Source organism: Pullulanibacillus pueri, assembly GCF_014639255.1.
Classification (GTDB): Bacteria; Bacillota; Bacilli; order Bacillales; family Sporolactobacillaceae; genus Pullulanibacillus; species Pullulanibacillus pueri.
Map to the genome: position 1 here is coordinate 36,920 of NZ_BMFV01000023.1, position 24,309 is coordinate 61,228.

17 protein-coding genes are annotated in these 24,309 nt (G+C 41.2%); all 17 read left to right on the forward strand.

From position 1 onward, the window contains the following. The first annotated feature begins 200 nt into the window (after positions 1-200). Positions 201-1,979 carry a PTS mannitol transporter subunit IIBC gene (locus tag IEV91_RS14090; protein ID WP_188498057.1) on the forward strand — a complete coding sequence of 593 codons (1,779 nt, stop codon included), beginning with the start codon at positions 201-203 and terminating at the stop codon, positions 1,977-1,979. Positions 1,980-2,371: 392 nt separating this feature from the next. Continuing rightward, positions 2,372-4,516 (forward strand): BglG family transcription antiterminator, encoded by a 2,145-nt coding sequence (locus tag IEV91_RS14095; RefSeq protein WP_229745605.1) that lies wholly within the window; start codon positions 2,372-2,374, stop codon positions 4,514-4,516. Next, positions 4,516-4,950 carry a PTS mannitol transporter subunit IIA gene (locus IEV91_RS14100; protein WP_188498058.1) on the forward strand — a complete coding sequence of 145 codons (435 nt, stop codon included), beginning with the start codon at positions 4,516-4,518 and terminating at the stop codon, positions 4,948-4,950. The genes IEV91_RS14095 and IEV91_RS14100 overlap by 1 nt, the downstream gene beginning before the upstream one ends. 2 nt (positions 4,951-4,952) lie before the next feature. Further along, positions 4,953-6,116: a mannitol-1-phosphate 5-dehydrogenase gene (locus tag IEV91_RS14105; protein WP_188498059.1), complete on the forward strand. Its 1,164-nt coding sequence runs from the start codon at positions 4,953-4,955 to the stop codon at positions 6,114-6,116. 355 nt (positions 6,117-6,471) lie between these two features. After that, positions 6,472-7,350: a CvfB family protein gene (locus tag IEV91_RS14110; protein ID WP_188498060.1), complete on the forward strand. Its 879-nt coding sequence runs from the start codon at positions 6,472-6,474 to the stop codon at positions 7,348-7,350. 24 nt (positions 7,351-7,374) lie between these two features. After that, positions 7,375-8,748 (forward strand): DEAD/DEAH box helicase, encoded by a 1,374-nt coding sequence (locus IEV91_RS14115; protein WP_188498061.1) that lies wholly within the window; start codon positions 7,375-7,377, stop codon positions 8,746-8,748. 362 nt (positions 8,749-9,110) lie between these two features. After that, complete coding sequence (gene nagA, locus IEV91_RS14120; RefSeq protein WP_188498062.1) at positions 9,111-10,265, forward strand: N-acetylglucosamine-6-phosphate deacetylase; 1,155 nt, start codon at positions 9,111-9,113, stop codon at positions 10,263-10,265. A 58-nt stretch (positions 10,266-10,323) separates the two neighbouring features. Then, entirely contained in the window at positions 10,324-12,465 is a 2,142-nt protein-coding gene (locus tag IEV91_RS14125; protein WP_188498063.1) for a Sip1-related alpha-galactosidase, read from the forward strand. 112 nt (positions 12,466-12,577) lie between these two features. Continuing rightward, positions 12,578-13,174: a YesL family protein gene (locus tag IEV91_RS14130; RefSeq protein ID WP_188498064.1), complete on the forward strand. Its 597-nt coding sequence runs from the start codon at positions 12,578-12,580 to the stop codon at positions 13,172-13,174. A 637-nt stretch (positions 13,175-13,811) separates the two neighbouring features. Beyond that, on the forward strand, positions 13,812-15,131 hold the full coding sequence (locus tag IEV91_RS14135) for an ABC transporter substrate-binding protein (RefSeq protein ID WP_188498065.1): 1,320 nt from the start codon (positions 13,812-13,814) through the stop codon (positions 15,129-15,131). Positions 15,132-15,208: 77 nt separating this feature from the next. Next, positions 15,209-16,165 (forward strand): carbohydrate ABC transporter permease, encoded by a 957-nt coding sequence (locus tag IEV91_RS14140; protein WP_188498066.1) that lies wholly within the window; start codon positions 15,209-15,211, stop codon positions 16,163-16,165. Further along, complete coding sequence (locus IEV91_RS14145) at positions 16,162-17,025, forward strand: carbohydrate ABC transporter permease (protein ID WP_188498067.1); 864 nt, start codon at positions 16,162-16,164, stop codon at positions 17,023-17,025. The genes IEV91_RS14140 and IEV91_RS14145 overlap by 4 nt, the downstream gene beginning before the upstream one ends. A gap of 83 nt (positions 17,026-17,108) precedes the next feature. After that, entirely contained in the window at positions 17,109-17,774 is a 666-nt protein-coding gene (locus IEV91_RS14150) for an aspartate/glutamate racemase family protein (protein ID WP_188498068.1), read from the forward strand. A 6-nt stretch (positions 17,775-17,780) separates the two neighbouring features. After that, positions 17,781-19,286 carry an FGGY-family carbohydrate kinase gene (locus tag IEV91_RS14155; protein ID WP_188498069.1) on the forward strand — a complete coding sequence of 502 codons (1,506 nt, stop codon included), beginning with the start codon at positions 17,781-17,783 and terminating at the stop codon, positions 19,284-19,286. Between the two features lie 33 nt (positions 19,287-19,319). Beyond that, positions 19,320-20,240, forward strand: a complete 921-nt coding sequence (locus IEV91_RS14160; protein WP_188498070.1) for a class II fructose-bisphosphate aldolase — start codon at positions 19,320-19,322, stop codon at positions 20,238-20,240. 64 nt (positions 20,241-20,304) lie between these two features. Continuing rightward, positions 20,305-21,669, forward strand: a complete 1,365-nt coding sequence (locus IEV91_RS14165) for a protein O-GlcNAcase (protein WP_188498071.1) — start codon at positions 20,305-20,307, stop codon at positions 21,667-21,669. A 136-nt stretch (positions 21,670-21,805) separates the two neighbouring features. Next, entirely contained in the window at positions 21,806-24,280 is a 2,475-nt protein-coding gene (locus IEV91_RS14170) for an alpha-mannosidase (RefSeq protein ID WP_204871311.1), read from the forward strand. Positions 24,281-24,309: the final 29 nt, after the last annotated feature.

Below are 24,309 nucleotides of genomic sequence, written 5' to 3' on the forward strand. Positions count from 1 at the left end.
AATGATCTGATGTTTCATAACTTAAATAATGACAACAATGTGTTTGACAAATCACGACTTAGATTTTATTGTCTAGTGCTTAAGTCCTTTTTATAATGTAGGATACAGGGACCTGAATATTACACTTTAGATAGTGAAAGATAAAAACTATCGCATTCCATAATATGAAAACGTTTTAAAAACAAGGAGGTCAACCTCATATGACAACGGTTAGTGAAAATGCTTCTAACTCAGGTTCGGTAAGAGTTAAGATTCAGCGCTTCGGTAGTTTTTTAAGCGGTATGATTATGCCCAATATTGGTGCATTTATTGCCTGGGGGCTTATTACAGCCTTTTTTATCCCGACTGGATGGATTCCTAATAAACATCTAGCCGAGCTTGTTGATCCAATGATTAAGTATTTATTGCCACTACTTATCGGGTATACAGGCGGTAAAATTGTTCACGATGTTCGGGGGGGAGTTGTTGGTGCGGTGGCCACCATGGGGGTTATCGTTGGTTCCGACGTTCCCATGTTCTTAGGAGCTATGATTATGGGTCCTTTGGGTGGTTATCTCATTAAGCAAGTTGATAACAAATTGTTTAAGGATCGCATTCCCCAAGGTTTTGAAATGCTTGTCAATAACTTTTCAGCTGGTATTTTAGGTGGGGCTTTGGCGATTATTGCTTATTTTTTAATTGGTCCTGCGGTGCAAGGGTTAAGTAATGTCTTAGCGGATGGGGTTGACTTTTTAGTTCATCACCATTTGATTCCTTTAGCCAATATTTTTATTGAACCGGCTAAGGTTCTGTTTTTAAACAATGCCATTGGGAACGGGATTTTAGTCCCGCTGGGTGTCGATCAATCGAAAGATGTTGGTAAATCGATCCTGTTCTTACTTGAATCTAATCCAGGTCCCGGATTAGGAATGCTTCTTGCTTATTGGGCATTTGCTAAAGGCTCTGCTAAACAATCAGCACCAGGTGCCATCATCATTCAATTCCTTGGTGGTATCCATGAGATTTATTTCCCATATGTGTTAATGAAACCTATGCTTATTTTTGCAGTCATGGCTGGTGGTGTGTGCGGGACGCTCACCTTCTCTCTCTTTAATGCAGGGTTAACAGCCGCCGCTTCACCAGGAAGTATCTTTGCACTCTTGGCGATGACACCAAGAGGGGTCATGAACTACATTGGCGTGATAGCCGGGGTCTTAGTTGCTGCCGCTGTTTCCTTTATTTTGAGCTCACTTATCATTAAAACAAGTAAAGACAAAGGTGAATCCGATGACCTTTCGGCTGCGACGGAAAAAATGGAACAAATGAAAGGGAAGAAAAGCAGTGTGGCTTCAAGCCTCACGGGTGGTACTCAAAAGACAACCGCTCTTACTGCTGAAAATGTTGATAAAATTGTTTTTGCCTGTGATGCCGGTATGGGTTCTAGTGCGATGGGAGCCTCCATCTTAAGGAAAAAGGTAAAGGAAGCAGGTCTAGATATCGAGGTGACGAACACATCGATCAATAATTTACCTTCTGATGCTGATGTGGTTGTCACCCATAAAGATTTAACAGACCGTGCCAAAGTGAAGTTACCTGAGGCAACACATATCTCTGTTGAGAACTTCTTAGGGAGTCCTAAGTATGATGAGCTCATCGCTGATCTGAAAGGTGAAGGCGAGCTTACGGAAGAGATACCAGAAGCTTCCGCTGATGAAGATCATTACGACAATGTACACAAAATTATCTTTGCTTGTGATGCCGGTATGGGTTCTAGTGCGATGGGAGCCTCTATTTTGAGGAAAAAGGTAAAAGCTGCCGGGTTAGATATCGAGGTATCCAATACATCGATTAATAATCTGCCTTCTGATGCAGATATTGTTGTTACCCATAGAGATTTAACGGATCGTGCCAAAGTGAAGTTACCAAATGCGACCCATGTGTCCGTCGATAATTTCTTAGGCAGTCCAAAATATGATGAGCTCATTGAAAAGCTTAAATAACATAAACAAGGAGTCGCGGACATAACGAAGAAATAAGTTAAGTCCAAAGACGAACAATTATATGTATAAATATGAGTAAGTGTCATGACGTAGCTAGTCAAAATACGTAGACTCCTACGGGAATAGCACGAGCTGAGGCCGTGCCCGCGGAAAACGAAGTGTTTTGATGGAGCGACCTTACGTACAAAGAAAAACCGAATGATTTTCAAAATCATTCGGTTTTTCCTTTGTCTTATATACTTTTATCTCAGGCTCTTTTAATATAAAATTGTGTCAACAAGTGAAATGCCTAAATTAGCATTTTTAAGTGTTGTTTTTTATAAGTAAGGGGAAATAAAATAAGCAGGTAGGAGTATATTTTAAAATCATGTCATTATCTTTGAGCAGATAAAATGAGTGATATTCCTAACGGGGTGGTTGTCATGTACATCACTGCACGCGAAAGAGTGATACTAGAGATATTGTTATCAGTTGATGCCGATATCACTATAAAAAGTCTTGCCGAGCAAATCAACATTAGTGAGCGAACGGTTCATAGGGATCTCAAAGGGATAGAAGAGATATTAAAAGCGCATCATTTAAGCTTAATCAAAAAGGCAGGAGTCGGTATCAGGATTAACGGTAAGTCTTCTGATATTGAGGCATTAAAATTAACCCTTTATAGGCAGACACACAATGACTATACACCTGAGGAACGGCAAACTATTATTTTGTGCCACTTATTAGAGGCTGTCGAACCGATGAAAATTATTGCTCTTGCCAATGAGTTAAATGTCACGATTGTGACCATTAGTAATGACTTAAACAAGTTGGACCAACGTTTGAAAGCGTATCATCTCACTTTAATTAAAAAAAGAGGCTATGGGATTGAGCTCAAGGGAACAGAAGATGCTAAGCGCAAGGCTATGAGCGATATCATTGCTCAGAATCTAGACGAAGGCGAATTTCTCTCTTTAGTTAGAAAAAACATTCAAAATAAAGAGAGTCATTACACGGATACGCTTTCTGAGAAGTTGTTGGGCTTAGTTGAAAAGGAAAAGCTTATTATTGTTGAGAAAATTGTTGATGAAATTAACAGTGAACTCGATTATTTTATCGCCGACAGTGCCTTTATTGGCTTAGTGGTCCATTTGTCATTAGCGATTGAACGGATTTTGCAAGGTGAAAATATTGTCATGGATCCGGCAACTTTAGAAAGCCTAAAATTGACCTCGGAATATAAAATAGCCCATAAGATGATTGAGAGAATTGAAACAGTGTTTGATATTGAGATTCCGGAGGCGGAAATAGGCTACATTACTATGCATTTGCAAGGCGCAAAGTTAAGATACGAAAATGAGTATGCGTTTGAAAGTCCCTATATGGAAATTGCCAATAAGGCAAAGCAGCTCATTGAACATGTTGGCCAGGCGCTGGATGTTGATTTAACGTCTCACTACTCCCTTTTTCAAGGGCTTGTTGTTCACCTTACACCCGCGCTTCACAGGATTAAACAACGAATGCGGATACATAATCCTTTATATGAAAGGATTAAAAAAGATTATGCAGAATTATTTGCGGTGATAAAGAAAAAGGCGGGTATTGTTTTCCCGGAGCTGAGCATTCCAGATGAAGAAATAGCTTTCTTAGTTTTGCATTTTGGTTCTGCTTTAATGAATCATAAGCAAATGGGAAATTTCAGTGCGTTAGTCATTTGCTCCACTGGGATAGGGACCTCAAAAATCTTAAGCACGCGATTGACACAAGAAATTCCAGAAATAAAAGCGATTAAAAATGTGTCTTTATTTGAATTGGAAGACATTAACACTTCTGATTTTGATTTGGTCCTTTCAACAATCAGGCTACCTAATCTTTCAGACCACTATATATTAGTGAGCCCGATGTTGACTGAAAATGAAATTAAACAGATTAAGGATTTTATCAAAGGAAAGTCTAATATCTATAGTGAGACATGGCCAAAACCCTTACCTCCCTTTCAAAAGAAAAGGGTAAGTGCTGTTGTAGAGGGGTTAACCAAAATCAATCACTACACACAATCGATTTTGGCCATATTGCAGGGCTTTAAGGTGAAGACTGTTAAGGAGGCGTCGACGATAGAAGCGGCTCTTTTAGAGGTGTGTGAAGGATTAGTTGACGATGGCTCCATAGAGGATGTAGAAAAAGTTGTGACGTCATTATTGATGCGTGAAAAACTTGGAGGATTAGGGATTCCTAATACAAGATTGGCGCTTTTTCATTCAAGGAGCTCTGACGTGAAGCAGCCCGTTTTTACTATAAATGTTTTACCGACACCACTAAAGATAAAGGCAATGGATGACTCTTGGCTTGACGTTGATCAGCTGCTCTTATTATTAGCCCCTGAGTTGGCTCCTCCACAAGAAATGGAAGTTCTCAGCTTCATTAGTTCTTTAATCATTGAGAATAATACTAGTATGACATTATTTGCTTCACAAGAAAAAGAGCCTATTTTATCCTATATGGCCACAAAATTTGAGCAGTTCTTTTTGGAAAAAATCGCAGAAACGAGGAATGCATAATGACTTCAATTTTAACAGCAGAAAATATTTTATTAAATGAACAGGTTACCGACAAGGAAAGTGCGATTCGATTAACGGGGCAGGTCCTTGTCGATAGAGGGTATGTTGAGCCTTCTTACATTGATAAAATGCTGGAAAGAGAAGAGTTAACTTCCACTTACATGGGGAATTATGTCGCTATCCCCCATGGGACTGAGGATTCAAAGAGCGAAGTGAAGGCATCGGGGATTTCGGTTGTTCAAGTGCCAGAAGGTGTTGATTTTGGAAGCGGGAATACGGTTAAAGTTCTTTTCGGAATTGCGGGTAAAGGCAATGAACATCTTGATATTCTTTCTAACATTGCAATTGTTTGTTCAGAGGAAGAAAATGTGGAAAAAATAGTGAAGGCTAAATCGAAAGAGGAAATTTTAGCATTATTTGAAGGGGTTGAATAAGGATGTTAGCGGTCCATTTTGGTGCGGGGAATATCGGGAGAGGTTTTATCGGTAATCTATTGTATCACTCGGGGTATCGTACATGTTTTGTTGATGTTAATGCAGAAATCGTTGATTTAATCAATGAAAAGCAACAATACCGAGTGGTTTTAGCAGATGATTCTCAGGAAGAAAACATCATCAAAGATGTCACGGCCATCAATAGTCAAACAGACCCTGAAAAGGTGGTTGACGCAATCGTCAAGGCGGATCTCGTTACGGCTGCTGTAGGGCCAACTATCCTTCCCCTTATTTCCGGATTGATTTCTGAAGGTCTCAAGAAAAGACTTTCAGAAAATAACGAGCCCCTAAACATTATTGCATGTGAGAATATGATCGGTGGAAGCACATTATTAAAAGAAAAAGTGTATGAAAAAATAACTGATGAGGAGAAACAAGCTTTTGACCGTCAGTATGGTTTTCCAGACGCGGCCGTTGATCGCATTGTACCCAATCAAAAAAATGAAGATAAGCTGATGGTCAAAGTAGAACCTTTCTATGAATGGGCGGTTGATCAGTCAAAAATTGTAGGCGAAAAGCCACCGGTAAAAGGCATTACCTATGTCGATGATCTAAATCCGTACATTGAGAGGAAATTATTCACTGTCAACACTGGACATGCCATTACCGCGTACCTAGGATATTTCTCTGGGATTAAGACGATAGATGAAGCGATGAAAAATGAGAAGATCAGGATGTTGGTGGAACAGGCACTTGAGGAAACTGGGGCCGTTCTTATTGAGAAGTACGGTTTTAAGCCAGAGGTTCATAAGGCATACATTCACAAAATTTTGGCCCGGTTCACGAATGCTCATATTTCAGATGAGGTGACAAGGGTAGGACGTTCTCCGATCCGTAAACTAGGACCTAACGACCGATTGATTAGTCCTGCAAAGCAATATCAAGAACGCGTAGGCAAGGAGCCTGCCTTTTTAGCGAAAGGGATTGCTGCTGCACTGCTTTTTGATTATGAAAAAGATGAAGAAGCCGTAGAATTACAGGAAAGCATAAAAAATGAGGGACTTGAAGCCACAATTACAAGGTATACAAAGCTGGATAAAGATTCTGATCTAACACAACTCATTGTGGATAAATATCACTCTTTAAAAGAGGATTTATTAATGTAAAAGGGGAGCGGCTTTCATGCCGTTCTCTTTTTTATTGAAAAAATACATTTTTTTGGAATGCTAATAAGGTAGAGAGGGTTGATCTCCACTCCAGATTGCTCGCTTTCCGCGGGCCCCAGCTTGCGATTTATACTTAGTGGCGGTCATTTGTGAGTCGCGAATGTCATTTGTGAGTCAGTTGCATCTTTTGTAGTGGGCAGCGCTCTTTTGTTAGTTTTGCTTTTGATTAGGATTCCCCGCCGCATCAAGTGTGTAATAAATATTTTCAGGTTTCCCTGAAGTGGTCATGGTATAATACGTCAATATGGGGACGATATTAATTTTAAAAGAGTTACCTTAAAGAGAGAGTGATTATATGTGCGCATTACAGGCCGGAAAGGTCTTTACGCTTAACGTGGAAAGGGAAGCGCCCTTTGGTTTCTATTTATCCGATGGCGAAGACGACGTGCTTCTTCATCATAGTGAGATTCCCAAGGGGCATGACATCACTATAGAGGAACAGCAAACGGTATTTCTTTACACAGATCATGAAGGAAGATTAGCAGCGACCTTAACGATTCCTAAGCTCGCCATCGATCAATATGACTGGTTAGACGTTGTTGAAACCCATCGACGTTATGGTGCGTTCGTTTCCATTGGTACTAAAAAAGATGTTCTTGTGTCGAAGGATGATCTTCCTGAAGACATCGAATTATGGCCAAATAAAGGCGATCGGTTATATTGCCAATTAGAGGTCGATAAGAAAGGGCGATTGTTTGCGAAAAGGGCAACCTTTGATGTGATTCAAGAACAGGCCATTGAAGCGACTGCAGAAAATTTTAATCAAAATGTACAAGGGACCGTTTATCATTTACTAAGCGAAGGAACGGCTATCTTTACGGATGAAGGCTTTATGGGCTTTAACCATGAAACGGAGCGTCAAGGCGTTTTGCGGCTGGGGCAACGTATCGAGGGGCGGATTATTGAGGTTAAGGCTGACGGAACCGTGAACCTCTCCCTTAAGAAAAGGGCCCATGAGGCAATGGATACCGATGCTGAGAAGCTTTTGTCTTATTTGCAAAACCGAGGCGGGGCGATGCCTTATTGGGATAAAAGCGGACCCGATATTATTCAAAGGCAATTTAAAATGAGTAAGGCGGCATTTAAGCGGGCGTTGGGTCGTTTAATGAAACAGGGTACTGTCTATCAAGAAGAGGGATGGACTTACTTAAAGCAACAGGAAAAACAAGATTAACACAAGAAAAGGAGGGACAGCATCGTGCAAAGTTTTTCGCAGCTTGGCTTAAATCGTGCGATTCAAAAAGTCCTAAAAACCAATGGGATTGGACAACCTACACCTATTCAGGAAAAGGCGATTCCGCTCATTTTAAAGGGTCAGGATGTCATTGCACAAGCACAAACAGGAACGGGGAAGACACTCGCATTTATTTTACCAATCCTAGAGAGGTTAAACCCAGAGCCTACCCATCCTCAAGCACTGATCATTGCTCCGACGAGAGAATTAGCCTTACAAATTACAACGGAAGTCAAACGGATGATCGCTGACCGTGAAGACATCCATGTATTAGCGGCTTATGGTGGTCAAGATGTTGAGCGACAAGTGAAGAAATTAAAAGGCAAGGTCCATATCGTTATTGGAACACCTGGGCGACTCATTGATCATTTAGATCGGGGAACCCTGAAGCTCTCTAATTTGTCTTATCTTGTATTAGATGAAGCGGATCAGATGTTACATATTGGCTTTTTAAGCGAAGTTGAAGAAATCATAAGCAGGACTCCTACGAAGCGGCAAACACTTTTATTCTCAGCAACGATGCCAGGCCAAGTCCAAGATTTGGCTCGGCGTTATATGAAAAAACCAGAGCAGATTCATGTGCGTGGTACCAATGTGACCCTTGATGAGGTGAAACAATATATTGTCGAAACCACTGATCGTGCCAAACAAGAAACGCTCTGCAAGTTTATTGACCTTTATCGTCCGTTCCTTGCTATTATATTTTGTCGAACGAAGCGCAGAGCAAGTAAGCTAAATGAAGCGTTAAAAGCTTTGGGTTATGAGACGGACGAATTACATGGCGATCTGTCACAATCTAAACGTGAACAAGTGATGGAACGGTTCCGGCAGGCTAAAATTCAACTATTAGTAGCGACTGATGTGGCTGCTCGAGGCTTAGATGTCGAAGGGGTCACTCATGTTTTTAACTACGATATTCCGCATGATACTGAAAGCTACATTCATCGTATCGGACGTACAGGGCGAGCTGGAGGCACAGGCATCGCTATGACTTTCGTTACTTCAAGAGACACTTTTTATTTAAAACAGATTGAAAAAGGCATAAAATCTCCTATTAAGCGGAAGTCTTTAGAGGAAGTCATGCCTTCTAATCAAAAAGAAGAGTCAACGAAATCACAATCACCTCAATCAAAGGGTGTTGTTCGTCATAAAAAAGCACGGACAAAATCAGGACAAACCGAAGGCAAGCGCAGACGAGACAGTGGCTCCCAATCCAAGCGTAGCGGTGGGGGGCGCCGTGGCGGTTCAGCGGAATCCGATAGACGGAACCCTACTCAAGGTCGTTCAAGCGGCCGTTCTAGAAGATCGGGAACTTCTCGAAGAAGAGGGCCAAGATAAAGTATCGCTAATAACTTATGTGAGAATGACTTTTTAATAGGTCATTCTCTTTTTTTCCATTCACTTTAACTTGGATGACAGTAAGTACTCATAAAAAGAGCTGTACTGGCAAACGAGGCAGGTCATCGCCCGAAAAAATCCCTCTATTCTCAAAAGGACCAAAAAAAAGGCTGAAACTAACAAAAGAGCAAGCCATCCACCCAAAAAGAATTGCTAGACTTTGCCCCCAAAAATGTCGAATTTAAGAAAATGTAAAAATATGAAATTATCTGTTTGATGTAATAGTGTGATATTATTGTCTATAATTTAAAATGAAAATATAAGCGATTTCAAAAAGGGGTTTAACTGATGGGGGAAAGTTTATGGTATCTACTTTAATTCGTAATATTCGATTGATCGATAAAACAGGACCGAAGCTGGGGTGTTTACTCATTCGAGAGGGGCAAATTTTAGAGGTGGGCTCAAATGAGGCTGAGCTTATCTCACGAGCTGACCGAGTGATTGACGGGATGGGTCAGCTTCTTATCCCAGGAATGATCGATGTCCACATTCATGGCGCTGAGGGTCGTGACATGATGGATGGGACGATTGAAAGTATAGAAACCGTATCGAGAGTTTGTGCTCAAACAGGCTGTACCTCTTTTCTAGCAACCTCGGTTTCCTCTTCTTTAGAGGATCTTCTGAAAATGATTTCTAATGTTGCACAGGTTGTGGATCAAGAGCCCGGAGCATTAATTGCAGGTATCCATATTGAAGGTCCTTATTTGAATGAAAAGCGGAAGGGCATGCAAAATGAACGGTTTTTACGCCATCCAGATTTAGATGAGATGCAATTGATTTTAGAGAAAGCCGGTTCGCTCGTTCGGATGGTGACTTTAGCCCCGGAACTTCCTGGTGGACTGGCACTGACCAAATACCTAAAGGAAAAAGAGATTATTGCTGCCGTTGCCCATTCTGATGCTACTTATGAAGAAGCCCTACAAGCTTTTCAAGTCGGTGCCACCCACGTCACCCATTGTTGTAATGGCATGCGCCCCATCCATCATCGGGAACCAGGGATTATATTGGCGGCATTCGAGGATGAGCGTGTAAGTGTCCAAGCAATTGTTGATGGCATCCATCTTCATCCGGCAATGGTCCGTCTCTTATATCGAGAAAAAGGTCCGGATCATATGGTGTTAATTACCGATGCTCTTCAAGCGATGGGCATGGGGGATGGGACTTATTTGTTTGGGGGGCATCAGGTCAATGTTTCACAAGGGGTTGCGACATTAGCCGATGGGACACTGGCCTCTAGTACCGTCACCATGAATGAAGCCTTAAGGAAGACTGTCGAAGCCGGTGTTGCCTTTCCAGATGCAATCATGATGGCTACAGAAACTCCAGCCAAGCTTTTGGGATTAGTAGATAAAGGGAGGATTGAATCAGGCGCAGATGCTGATTTAGTTCTTATGAATGAGGATTTTGAAGTGATTTGGACGATGGTAGGCGGCAAGTTAGTTTACCAGAGGTCCTAATGGCTTTTATCTCAAGTTATTTTTAAAACTTAAATCAATCGACTTAGGAGGACATCAAATGACATCGTTAAATCAAGCCAATTCTGTTCATCTTATGCTTGCGGGAGAAGAAATTCTTAAGGCTATCAACTTATCTGTCAAGTTGGACAATCAAGAGACAATACATCTGGACTATAGTCATGTAATAGAGAGCTATGAACATGATGCTTATGGAGAATATAGTGAATTCAATCATCACTTTAGTGACCCAAATCAAAAAGTGGCTTTGATATTAAGACTTAAAGAGTATGAAAATATAACACTTGGTTATGTGGAATTGACGCTATCGAATGAAAGAGTTCAGAGCCGACATCATTATTTAGCCCCCGAGGAAAGTATTATCATGAATGTCAGAAGTTTAGGTCATATGAAGGGATTATTAGCAAATTATCAGCATAAGGACTGGTGGACACGACCTTATTTTTCAAAGGAACTATCAACGCTCCCTGAACGAACCCAATCCTTATTGTGGCAAACAGATAGTGGCTATTATTACCTTTTACCGGTGACAGATCAGGAATATACCACAAGGCTAGTGGGGGCAGATCAAGGATTTGACATTAGACTTTCTTCATATGCTGGGGGTTATGATCGCTGTGAGACTCTCGCCTTTGCTCTTGGTAAAGGAAAGGATCCTTTTGCTTTATCAGAGAGCGTCGTCACCTCAATAATTGAACATCTTGGGTTTCCGACTTTACCGCGAAAAAGGAAGCGTTATCCTAAGACCCTGGATTATTTAGGATGGTGTAGCTGGGATGCCTTTTATCATGAGGTGAATGAGAAGGGCTTACTAGAAAAGATGGACGAGTTAAAAGAAAAGCACCTGCCAGTAAAATGGGTGATGATCGATGATGGCTGGCTTGATGTTGAAAATGATCGGTTAAAGTCCTTTGAAGCTGATAAAAATAAGTTCCCTCAGGGACTTTCGAGTGTGACTCAGAAATTAAAAGACCATTATGCTGTGAATTCAGTAGGAGTATGGCATACGATTGCCGGTTATTGGGGCGGAATCCAACCAGAGAGTGAATTAGCCACTAAATATCACGAGGCATTATATCAGACAAATAGCCATAAGCTTGTTCCTCATCCTAATGCTGACAAGGGGTTTAAGTTTTGGAATCACTGGCACACACTTCTGAAACAGCAAGGCATTGATTTTATCAAGGTGGATAGTCAAAGTGCGATTAATAATTTCTTCATGTTTGAGAAGCCTATCGGACAAGTCGCAAGCGGGATACACACAGCCTTAGAAGCTTCAGCGGGTCTTCATTTTGACCAGTGTATGATCAATTGTATGGGGATGGCCTCGGAGAATATTTGGCATCGACCAATCTCTTCCCTTTCCCGAAATAGTGATGACTTCGTGCCAGGTGAGGAAATCAGCTTTAAAGAACATGCCCTCCAGAATGTTTATAATTCCTATTATCACGGACAATTTTATTGGGGTGATTGGGATATGTTCTGGAGCAAGCATGAGGAGGCTGTCCAGAATGCGGTCTTACGTGCGGTAAGTGGCGGACCCGTATACTTTAGTGATAAAGTTGGAGACACTGACCCTTCTGTGATTCGGCCATTAATTTATAAAAATGGACAGATTCTAAGAGCCGATCAACCAGGCTTGCCCACTGAGGATTGTTTATTTGTCAACCCAAATGAGGAAAAGGTCCCTTTAAAAGTATGGAATACTATTAATAATGCAGGCATCATGGCGGCGTTCAATATTCATTTAGAAAATGAACCCGTACAGGGCACCCTTTGTCCCTCTGACCTCCCAACCCTCCAAGGGGAAAAGTATGTTGTCTATGACTACTTTAGCGGCCAGGTTCAAGTGATATCTGCTGATGAAAAGATAGCATTCACCCTAGAAAAAGAAGGTGTGGCCTTATATATTCTCTTGCCACTTGCTGAGGAAGTTATACCGATTGGGAATGTTGATAAATTTCTCTCACCAGGAACGGTAAATCAGTGTTATTCTTTGGCCGATAGAACGATAGTAGAGTTAAAAGAAGGAGGAACCTTCAAATTCTATTATGAGGGGATCGTAGAGCAAGTGCTTATCAATAGTGAGCCAGTAAACGTCACTTTAGCAGAAGAGCACTTATTCGTCGTCGATTGTACTCATAGTGAGGAAGCGGTCGCCATCGAAATCATAACGGGATGAAGGTATGGGTGGCGAATGAAGAACGCCACTCTTTCACACTCTCTCAATGAACATCTTGGCACAAGACACATAATAAAAGAGACCTTTTAAGGGGTTAACAGGAGAGATTGTTATGGCAGTCAAACTAATTATGAAAGCGATGGAATGGATTTGGCGATTTATCTGGTTAAACCTAATCTGGTTCCTCTTTTCCCTTGCTATAGTGACCATTATCCCTTCTACTTTTGCTATGTTTACAGTAGCGAATAAATGGTTTACTGAGGATAATGACATCGAAGTTTTTCCTGCTTTTTTCAAGGCGTTTAAAAGATATTTTTTTAAGAGCTATCTCCTTGGAGGACTCTTATTGATTATTGGTTTGTTTTTATATTTAGACCTCATCATCCTTCAAAGGCAGACAGGTGGGATATTCTTAATTGCGCAATATGCTTTTTTTGCACTCTCGTTAATTTACATTTTTATCACATGCTACTGTATCCCTGTATTTATCCATTTAGAGGCGACTTTACCAAAAACGTTTATGATAGCGTTTGTACTAGCGCTTCGACAACCCGTAATCACAATTGTGATGTTGTGTGGGATTATTGTGGTTTTTGTGGTATTCCTCGTATGGACAGGCTTTGGGATTTTGTTTGTTGGCAGTATGAGTGCAGCGGTCATGACCAAGGCAGCTTTATTTGGATTTAGAAAATATAATTTAGAGAGCTAAGAATTTAAAAGAGTGCTAAGTGACATAAGTTATTTAGCATTCTTTTTTTTGTGTGTAAAAAAATTCTAGTGATGAAGGAATGTGGCTCTCTCCTCAGCGGGTGATTGCTTTCCACATACATACCCACAGAACCAAGGAAAGCTTATCAGAGCATCATCCTCACAAATAGATCTATTGTTATTTTGAGGATAGGGGTTAGCGGTATTCGGCTCGCAATGAGAGTGAGAGTGATGTGCTAGTTTTGTGTTGTCACACAGGTGTGACGTTTTTACCCCTAAGGCATTTGATGGCCCTCAGATGTTCTAAGTTTTTATGGTTACTGCCTTCTGATAAAAACTTCTTCAGTCTTTCAACATGAGCGGGCATTTTGTCTGGCTTTTTAATTCGAACTATTTTTGTGGGTTTATTGGGAGTTTTGTGCTTTTAGTATAATTTTAAAATAATTGTTGACTTTGAAAGCGGTTGCGATGTATATTACATATATGAAGTCAACAACAAAACACAACAAACCAATAAAAACCCCATAATTTATGGAAAATCAGTCATGGTGTTTCTATTGTTCAAGATTTTTATATAAATAGATTGGCGTGTTTTGATGTTGCTTGCCTTACATACAAAAATGGGAGGTCGAGTTATAATGAGGTTCTTTAAAAAATCAACCGTAATGCTAGTTGTTTTCTTACTCGCGATGGGTACCTTGTTAGCAGCCTGTGGGGATTCAAAGGATGAAGCAAGTTCAGGCTCTAAAAAGGGGAAAACAGAAATTGAATTTTGGTCTTTCTGGGGATCAGGAACACGTAAACCAGTGATAGAAAAAATTGTAGATGATTTTAATAAGTCTCAAGACAAAATCCACGTCACTTATAAGTATCTTCCTTTTGGTGATATTTGGACAAAAGAGCTAGCATCTGTAGCCGCGGGCAATCCGCCAGATGTTATTATCAATGACATTAACTCGGTACAACAACGTGCACAGAAGAATCAGAGTGTTAATCTCGCAAAATACGTGAAAAATGACCCTGATTTGAAAGATCAATTTTACCCACAGCTTTGGAACACCGTGCTTTACAAAAATGATCCATATGCTATTCCTTTTAATACTGATACACGCGTTTTGTTCTATAACAAAGACTTATTCAAGGAAGCGGGCCTAGATCCTAATAAGCCACCGACCACTTGGGATGAACTAGCTGCCGATGCTAAAAAACTGGACAAGAAGTCAGGAAGCCAATATACACGATTAGGGTTCTTACCTCGATATGGTATTGGTCCTGATGTTTGGATTGACAATGCTACGGGTGTTGGAGAATGGGATTATAAGAATGGTAAACCTGTCATCAATGATCCGAAGGCAGTTCAAGCTTTACAATGGATCAAAGACTATGAAGCTAACTATGGATCAAAGGTCATTAACACTTTCCAATCACAATTTGGGTCAGAACAAGCCGATCCGTTCATCTCAGGCAAGCTTGGTATGGAGATGAATGCAGCGACTTTCTATACTCAGATCAGAGATTTTGGTAAAAACATGGACTTTGGTGTAGCACCAATGCCAGAAATGACCTCAGGAAACGGTCATACGAGCTGGGGTGGAGGCTTTGTTGCTGAGATTCCTAAAGGGGCCAAACACCCTGATGCTTCCTATGAATTTATTAAATTTTTAACAAGTGCTAAAGAGCAGGCTTATTGGGCTTCGAAAAACTTCGATAATGTTGCTAATATCCAAGGTTCCAAAGATGCTGCCAAGGATTTAAGTGGCAAAGCTAAAGAAGTTTATCAACTCGCTGTGGAAAACCTAGATCAAACTTTAATCACACCACAACCTATTGAAGCACCAGATTACACCAGCTTGGTTAATCCAGAAATCGATAAAGTCATGTTAGGTAAAAAGTCACCACAAGCAGCCTTAGACGATGCTCAGAAAGCAGTTGAGAAACTAGCGAAAAGTAATAAATAATCCATAAAAATAAACAGGGTGTGAATCACATAACATTCACTCCCTGATTATTTTTCATTTAAAAGGAGAGGGAAGAGTTGCATACGGAGGTTCCTAAAAACACAAAGACAAAGCGACCAAGAACAAAAAAGACCCTTAGCCTGAAGCAAAAGGAAGGACTCCAAGGTTACATATTTATATCACCTTGGATTATTGGCTTTTTGTGCATCACGGCAGGTCCTTTACTTTTCTCTTTGTACGGTAGCTTTACAAACTATGATGTGACTTCAAGAATGGATTTTATTGGGCTGAGTAACTATATCAAAATGGTTACTAACGACGATCTGTTTTGGATTTCTTTAGGGAATACCATTTACTATGTTGTCATTTCTGTTCCTTTAACCGTCTTTGGAGCTGTGTTGTTAGCGGTGCTATTAAACCAAGGCATTCCAGGTTTAAGGATTTTTCGTACCATTTATTATCTCCCGACGGTCCTTTCAGGGGTAGGTGTCTATTTACTATGGATGCAATTGCTCAATCCAACAACTGGTTTAGTCAATACGATGTTGAGTTGGATAGGGATACAAGGTCCGGCTTGGTTATTGGATCCTAATTGGACAAAGCCAGCCCTCATCTTCATGAAGTTTTGGAGTTTAGGTGGCGGCATGCTTTTGTACTTAGCGAGTCTCCAAGGTGTTCCAAAATCCTTATACGAAGCTGCGGAAATTGATGGCGCTAATGCCTTTAAACGCTTCATCCATATTACATTACCGATGATTTCACCCGTTATTTTCTTTGAATTTGTTACAGGCATTATTGGAGGGTTTCAAGTCTTCCAGGAGGCTTATGTCATGACGGATAATGGTGATGGCGGTCCTGCCAATTCACTTGTTTTCTTCAATCTCCACATGTGGGATAAAGCCTTTAATGTGTTTGATATGGGATACGCAATGGCGATGTCATGGGTCCTCTTTATCATCATTCTCATCCTAACATTAATTAATCTGAAGCTGGCACCACGTTGGGTTCACTATCAAGGAGGCGATCAAAAATGAGTAAGGAGGCCAATTACTTCCAAAGTGTTAAGGTGAAAAAACGTATTAAACAAACGATTATCCTCATCGTACTCATTTTAGGAGCCATATTAATTCTATCGCCTGTATGGTGGATGTTAGCGACATCCTTCAAGAGTATGACAGAAGCGATGCAGTATCCTCCGACGTTGTGGCCTCATAAATGGCACTTTGAAAATTATATTGAGACATGGAAGGCCGCTCCGTTTACAAGGTATCTCCTTAATACTATTTTCATCACCTTTTTTGTCGTATTAGGAAACGTACTAGCCAATACATTTATCGCCTATGGCTTTTCGAAGATTCAATTTAAAGGACGTAATGTCCTCTTTGCCATCGTGTTAGCCACGATGATGATCCCGGGCTTTGTTACGATGATTCCACAATACGTTGTGTTTTCAAAATTAGGATGGTTGAATACTTATTTCCCACTAATTGTTCCGGCCTTTTTTGGTAATGCCTTCTTTATCTTTCTCCTTCGTCAGTTTTTCATGACGATTCCTAATGAAATGATTGAGGCAGCCAAAATAGACGGTGGGAATCACTTTTATATTTGGTCGAGGATCGTTGTTCCTTTATCAAAACCCGCTATTGCCACAGTGGCCATCTTCTCTTTCAATGGTGCGTGGAACGATTTTCTAGGGCCATTGTTATATGTCAACAGCGAGAAACTCTATACCTTGCAAATTGGATTATCCGTATTTAAGGGTCAGGTCTCCACACAATGGAACTACTTAATGGCAGGTTCACTCTTAGTCTTGTTACCGGTACTTGTGCTGTTCTTTATATTCCAACGCTATTTCATCGAAGGAATGAATATTACAGCAGGAACCAAAGGTTAACGGTTTAGCGTAGGTCTTCATTGTAAATGATGTGGTGATTGGAACAATATTTTAAAGGTAATCGAACAGAAGGAGTGAGGGGTTTGGAGAAGAAATTAGCGATTATTCACACAACACCAGTCACTATTGATTCCCTAAAGGCGTTGGCTTCCAAATATCTTCCTGATTATAAAGTAATTAATATCGTTGATGATTCGATTTTACCCGAATTAGGGGAGAATGGTGGGGACATCACGGCTGTTCAAGACCGTCTGATTCAGTATGCCAAGAATGCTGAGCATGTGGGTGCAGACGTCATTCTTAATGCTTGCTCTTCTGTAGGCGAAGTGGTTCAGCACATGGCAGAAGCGGTTCATATACCGATCATTCGGATTGACAAGGCCATGGCTGAAGTCGCTGTTCAGAATGCTGGGCGAATTGGGGTTGTAGCCACGTTAGCGACAACACTGAATCCTACACTTAGGTTGATAGAAAATGAGGCTAAAAGGATTAATAAGGAAGTAGACATTGAATCAGCATTAGCTGAAGAAGCATATAAATGCTTAATTAATGGTGATAGCAAGGGTCATGATCGCATCTTAGCTGAAGTGTTAAGTGCGTTGGGTGACCGTACAGATATTGTTGTACTTGCCCAAGCGTCGATGGCAAGAGTGGTGGAAAGTCTTCCGGTAGAAAAAAGGCATAAATTCATTACAAGTCCAGAACTGGGAATGGAGCGGTTAGCTCAAACTATGAAAGGAACGGGATAAGCAGGTATGGCACTTCTTGGGATTGATATAGGAACGACACATACAAAGGTTGGACTCTTTAATAATGAAGGCACCGAAATACAGATCGCGGTTCGACCTACTGAGTCATTTATAGACCAAGAAGGACATCCCTTCATCTCTCCTGATCAGTTATGGACGCAGGTGAGAGCATGTATAAAAGAAATAACGACCGACTGTAAAGAGAAGATCGATGTGATTGGTATTGCGAGTATGGCCGAAACAGGCCTGTTGGTCGATCGAGGCTCAGGACAGACGAAAACGGCTATTATCCCTTGGTATAGTCGTTGTGGCGAAAGTGAATTACATAAAATTGCAGCGATGGATACGCCCTTAAGTCGATTTCAAAAAACAGGACTTCATAATAGTTATAAGTATGGTTTAGCAAAAATTCTATGGTTACAGAGGAAGCAGCCTGAACTTTTGAAAAATGCCGTTTGGCTCTCTGCTGCAGATTTTATTGCCTATAAACTTTCAGGTAATATGGCCACGGATTACTCTTTAGCGGCCAGGACATTCACCTTTCGTATCGACACGAAAACGTTTGATGATTTATGGATCAAAAGTTTTGGGTTGCCGAAGGATTTATTTCCACCCGCTTACCCTAGTGGAACCAAGATTGGAGAAGTCTCACTTGAAGTGAGTCAACCCCTCGGTCTTCTTGAAGGCATTCCGGTTGCTATTGCAGGCCATGATCATGTCTGTGCGGCACTAGCGGTTGGCGTTCATCAACCGGGAAGGGTTTTTGATTCCATGGGCACTGCGGAAACTTTAAGTGGTACATTTTCTGAAAAACCGCTAGGGCAGTCTGAGTTTCATTCGGGCCTATCCTATGGGTGCAATGTCATTAAGGGTCAATATTTTTGGATGGGTGGCCTACCTTCCTCCGGGGGATCTGTGGAATGGATGAGAGCGCAATTAGCAGAGCCAAAAATGTCCTATGAGTATATGCAACAGCTTGTTTCTGCAACGAAACAGGGGCCAACGGGGATATTATATTATCCTTATCTTTCAGGGAGTGGCGCTCCACAGCCTGATCATCATACTAAGGGCGCTTTTGTTGGCCTTAGCTCAACACATAGCCGTGGAGAGCTATTAAAGGCGGTATTGGAAGGCACCGCTTATGAGATTGAATCGATCCGAAGAGTTGCTGAGGAAAGCACGGGTTTATCGATTAAGCAATTAATCGCCGTTGGCGGTGGAACAAGAAATGCAAGTTGGTTACAGATCAAGGCAGACATTACGCAATGTGAGTTGGTGATTCCTCAAGTCACTGAGGCAACATTATTGGGCGCTGCCATCGTCGCTGCTATCGGTTGCGAGATTTATCAAGACTTAGAGGCGGCAATGTCAAAAGTACACATGATACCGAGAAACATCATAACACCGAATCAAGAGCATTCTATGGCCTATAAGGTGTTGTATGAGGAAGGTTATAAGTTCCTGCAAACTTCATTAAGAATGTTTTATAACAAACAAAAGTCCTTTCATTAAAGAAAGGGATCCAACGAACAGGAGATGGGATAAATGACGAACAAAATCGGGAATCCAAATGTAATTTCTTTAAAAAGGGGCTTAGAAACGGCTGAAAGAGGTGGATTTGCCATCGGTTCGTTTTCACCGCGATATACACCGATGATTCGACCCATCTTACGTGCAGGAGAAAAAACACAGTCACCATTGATTGTACAAATCTCTCAAAAGGAATTGGATCGCTATCATATTACACCGTTTGAATTTGCTGAGGCATTTTATCAAGCAATGAGTGACGAAAAGATCACTGTCCCTGTTGTCCTTCATCTTGATCATACAAAGCAATTTTCTATTATAAAAGACTGTATTCGTGCTGGGTTTACTTCTGTCATGATTGATGCATCAGAGCAAGAGATTGATAGGAACATAGAAATCACGAAGGAAGTCGTTAAGTATGCTCATGAAAAGGGCATTTCAGTGGAAGCTGAATTAGGGAAAATTGGAACAACGGATTTTGTTGAAACGGATAAGGATGAAGAATTATATACAGACCCTGAAGAGGCTTTAAGATTTGTGAATGAGACGGGATGCGATGCCCTCGCTGTTTCCGTTGGGACGGCACATGGCGTTTATGAAGTCCGAAAACCAAAGGTAGATCTTGATCGTTTAAATGCCATTCGTGATTTAACAGATGTTCACTTAGTTTTACATGGCGGTTCAGGGGTTCCGGCTTATATGGTGAAGGATGCTATTCAATTACCGAATGGCGGCGTGAGCAAGGTCAATATTGCCACCGACTTAGAGGTTGCTCTTCTTAAGGCACTTGGACGCGAAGAGAGAATGACCAATGCTGAATGTCAAGCACTTTCTGAAGAAGATTTAAAGGTGGCACAAGCGGCCGTAGAAGCGACAGTCACTGAAAAAATAGAGAACTTTTTAGGCAGTGCTGGGCGGGCTTCAGCATTCACACTTTAAATAGAAACATCTATGTCGGTTGATGAAAAAACTGTCCGAGTCGGTGATAGAAAGGAGAGGTGTTATGAGTCATTCCCCATTCCAAGTTCGTGGTGTGATAGAAGGGTTTTATGGGTTGTTTTATACCGCCCCTGAACGAAATGATCTTATCTCTTTTATTGGAAAACATGGGTATAATTTGTATATTTACGGTCCGAAAAATGATCGTCAACATCGGGCCAGATGGCGGGAGCCTTATCCAGAGGAAATAATGGACGAGTTTGCTCAGACTGTTAGTCTCTCTAAACAAGTTGGCGTGGAATTCTGTTATTCCATAGGTTCAGGTGTGTCCATGAACTATGCTTCTGAACAAGATATGAATGTGATTAAGACCAAATTTAAATCCTTCTATGATATCGGTGTAAGAACCTTTGTCATTCTATTAGATGATATTGCCTCGGAGTTTCGTTTTGAAGAAGAAAAGCAGAGATTTCGCTCTTATGGTGAGGCGCATGTTGAAGTGACTAATCATCTATATGATTGGTTAAAAGCATTAGACGTCTCCTGTCACCTCATGTTGTGTCCAACACACTATCATGGTCAAGCGCCTTTTGATGACTATATTCATGAGTTAGGTCAAGGGGTGTATCAGGATATAGATATTTTTTACACAGGACCCGAGATTTGCTCACCGGAGATTTCGGAAAAGCATGCATTAGATTTTTCTAAGGCTGTTCAACGCAAGCCGATGATTTGGGATAACTATCCTGTCAATGATCTTGGGATGACAGGAGAAATGCACATTGGCCCCATTCATGGACGAGCAGCAGGACTTCCACATGTGAGCCAAGGGTTCGTGGTCAATACGATGAGTCAGGCAGAGGCCTCTAAGATTCCGCTATTGACTTTTAAAGATTACTTTGCCAAGCCAGAAGCCTATGAACCGTGGCAATCCTGGGAACGCGCTCTAGAAACCATTGGGGGACAGAAGCATTTAGAGGCGCTCAAGCGCTTTGCGGAAAATGCTTTAGAATCCTGTTTAGAGTATGGCATTGAGGACCGATTAGAACGACTAACTTCTTCGGCATTACAAGCGATGAAATCAGGAGAAAAACCTTCAGAGAGCGCAGCCGTTCAGGCTCTCTTTGAGTATTTTGACCAATTAGATGAAGCGGGATATGAATTGAAATTTAGAATGAAAAATTATGCCCTAAGAAACAATCTCTATCCTTGGATTGAACTTATGGAAAGCGCCGCTTGGGCAGGTCGAAGGGCGATTCAATTATTAAAAGTGATAGAAAAGCAGGAAGACCCTACTTCTATTTTGAAGTGGTTAAAGGAGTCTGTAAGAGAAGTAGAGGAACATCCCAAATCTATCATGAAAAAACACCTGTTTCCGCTGACTGATTATGCCCTTTCCATGGTGAAAGAGATAACGGGCACCGTTTAAACAGAGTTTATCATCAGGAAGTGCAGAGAAGAGCAAGAATTGCTGTTGATTTAACGGTCGGAGATCAGTGCTTTGGGCAACAAGCAGAAGCCCTTGTTACGACGCACCCTTATTCAAAAACGAGGAGGTTACTATTGTGGCAGTACAAAATAAGCCAGTTCAGAAAAATAATAAAACGGAAACCGATACTAAGACCTTACACATGATAGGAAATGCACACTTAGATCCTGTTTGGTTATGGCAATGGCAGGAGGGCTTCCAAGAAACAAAGGCCACATTTCGGTCAGCACTTGATCGTATGAAGGAATTCGATGATTTTGTGTTTACAAATAGTTCAGCTGCGAATTATGAATGGATTGAAAATAACGAGCCGGAAATGTTTGAAGAAATTAAACAGCGGATTAAAGAAGGACGCTGGGAAATCGTAGGAGGCTGGTGGGTCCAGCCGGATTGCAATATTCCAAGCGGAGAATCCTTTGTTCGCCAAGGGCTTTATGGACAACGTTATTTTAAGGAGAAGTTTGGTGTCACGGCTAAAGTGGGCTATAACGTCGATAGCTTTGGGCATCACGGCATGCTTCCCCAGATTTTAAAGAAAAGTGGCATGGATTACTATATTTTTATGCGCCCAAGTCCACAAGAAAAAGGATTACCTGGTCGTTTATTTTGGTGGCAATCCGATGATGATTCTAAAGTGTTGGCCTTTAGAATTCCGTTTGAATATTGCACGTGGGGTAAGGACCTAGACAAGCATGTGCGCCGGACAGCAGCAGAGCTAAAAGCCCCTTTTAATGATCTTATGTGTTTTTATGGTGTCGGAAATCACGGAGGTGGGCCAACTAAGGAGAATATTAATAGTATCTATAAATTAAATGAAGATCCAAACTTTCCTAAGCTCGTTTTTAGTACACCGAACAAGTTTTTTGAGGACATCGTCAAGAAGGATCTACCTTTCCCAGTCGTGCATGATGATTTACAGCACCATGCTAGCGGCTGCTACTCCGTGCATTCAGGAATTAAAAAGTGGAATCGAGAGGCAGAAAATTTATTGATTAAGGCAGAAAAGGTATCGTCCATTGCGCATTGGTTAACAGGGCAACCATATCCAGAAAACTACTCAAGAGCGTGGAAAAATGTGCTATTTAATCAATTCCATGATATCTTAGCGGGAACAAGCCTCGAGGAAGCTTACGAGGACGCCCGTTATATGCATGGTGAAGCTATGTCTATTGCGAGTAAAGGCTTAAATTATGCTGTGCAATCTCTTTCATGGAGAATTGACATTGAAGAAGAACAGGATATGAAGCCTATTGTTGTCTTTAATTCTCATGCCTGGAACAGCAAAGTTAATGTTGAACTGGAAGTCGGCGGTTTAAAGGATGATCATATTTTAATAGATTCAGAAGGTACGGAGATTCCGATGCAAACCGTGCAATCGCATGCTACTGCGGGCGGGCGTTTTCGTCTCAGTTTTATCGCAGACCTCCCTTCAATGGGCTATCAACTTTACAAACTTGTCCGCCGTGATACTTCTCAGGCTTTTTCAGAGGTTACCGCTGACGATCATTACTTAGAAAACCAGACGTATCGTGTGGAAATTGATCCGGTGACGGGGTTTGTGACTTCTTTATATGATAAAGAGAAGCAATTAGAGCTGCTTGATGGACCAGCAGCACGTCCTGTTGTTATCAATGATCATAGTGATACATGGTCCCATAATGTATTGCAGTACAAAGACGTTGAGGGTGAATTTAAGGCCACCAGTGTCAAATGTGTTGAAAAAGGACCCGTAAAATCAGTGATTCGAGTGACCAGTGAATATGGAAAGTCGACGATAGTTCAGGATTTTACAATGTACAATGCACTGAATCAAATTGATGTGCATGTCACTGTGAATTGGCAGGAACAATTCAAGGTCTTAAAGATGAAATTCCCTGTCAATCTGATCTTCAGAAAGGCGACCTATGAAATTCCTTATGGACATATTGTTCGTGAGTGTAATGGCGAGGAAGAGCCGGGGCAGAACTGGATAGACATGTCGGGAACACATGAACCTACAGGTGAATTATATGGCCTCAGTTTATTAAATAACGGAAAGTATAGCTTTGATATTCATAATAAGGAAATGAGCATTACGGTGTTGCGCAGTCCTATTTATGCCCATCATGATCCGAAGGTCCCTCAGGACAATGAGCATTATTCCTTTATCGATCAAGGGATTCAAACCTTTACTTACACCATGCTTCCCCATAGAGGCAATTGGGAATCGGCAAATACGGTGAAGGCGGCAGCTGAACTGAATCAAAGGTCGGTATCCATTATTGAAACGTATCATAAAGGTTCATTACCACAGAAGGATGCCTTTATTAAAGTGAGTGCCGACAATGTGATTGTGAGTGCTGTGAAAAAGGCTGAGGACAATGATGATCTGATTGTGAGAGCTTATGAAACGACAAATGTGGCGACCACAGCTTCAATTAAACTTCCGAAATGGCAGCGAACTATAGAAGCGGAATTTAAGCCTTCAGAAATTAAAACATTCAGAGTGCCCAAGGATTCAGCGAAGCCGATTGTTGAGACGAACTTACTTGAATGGGACGAAATGAAATAATGAAGCGCGGGAATAGACATGTTGTCTAT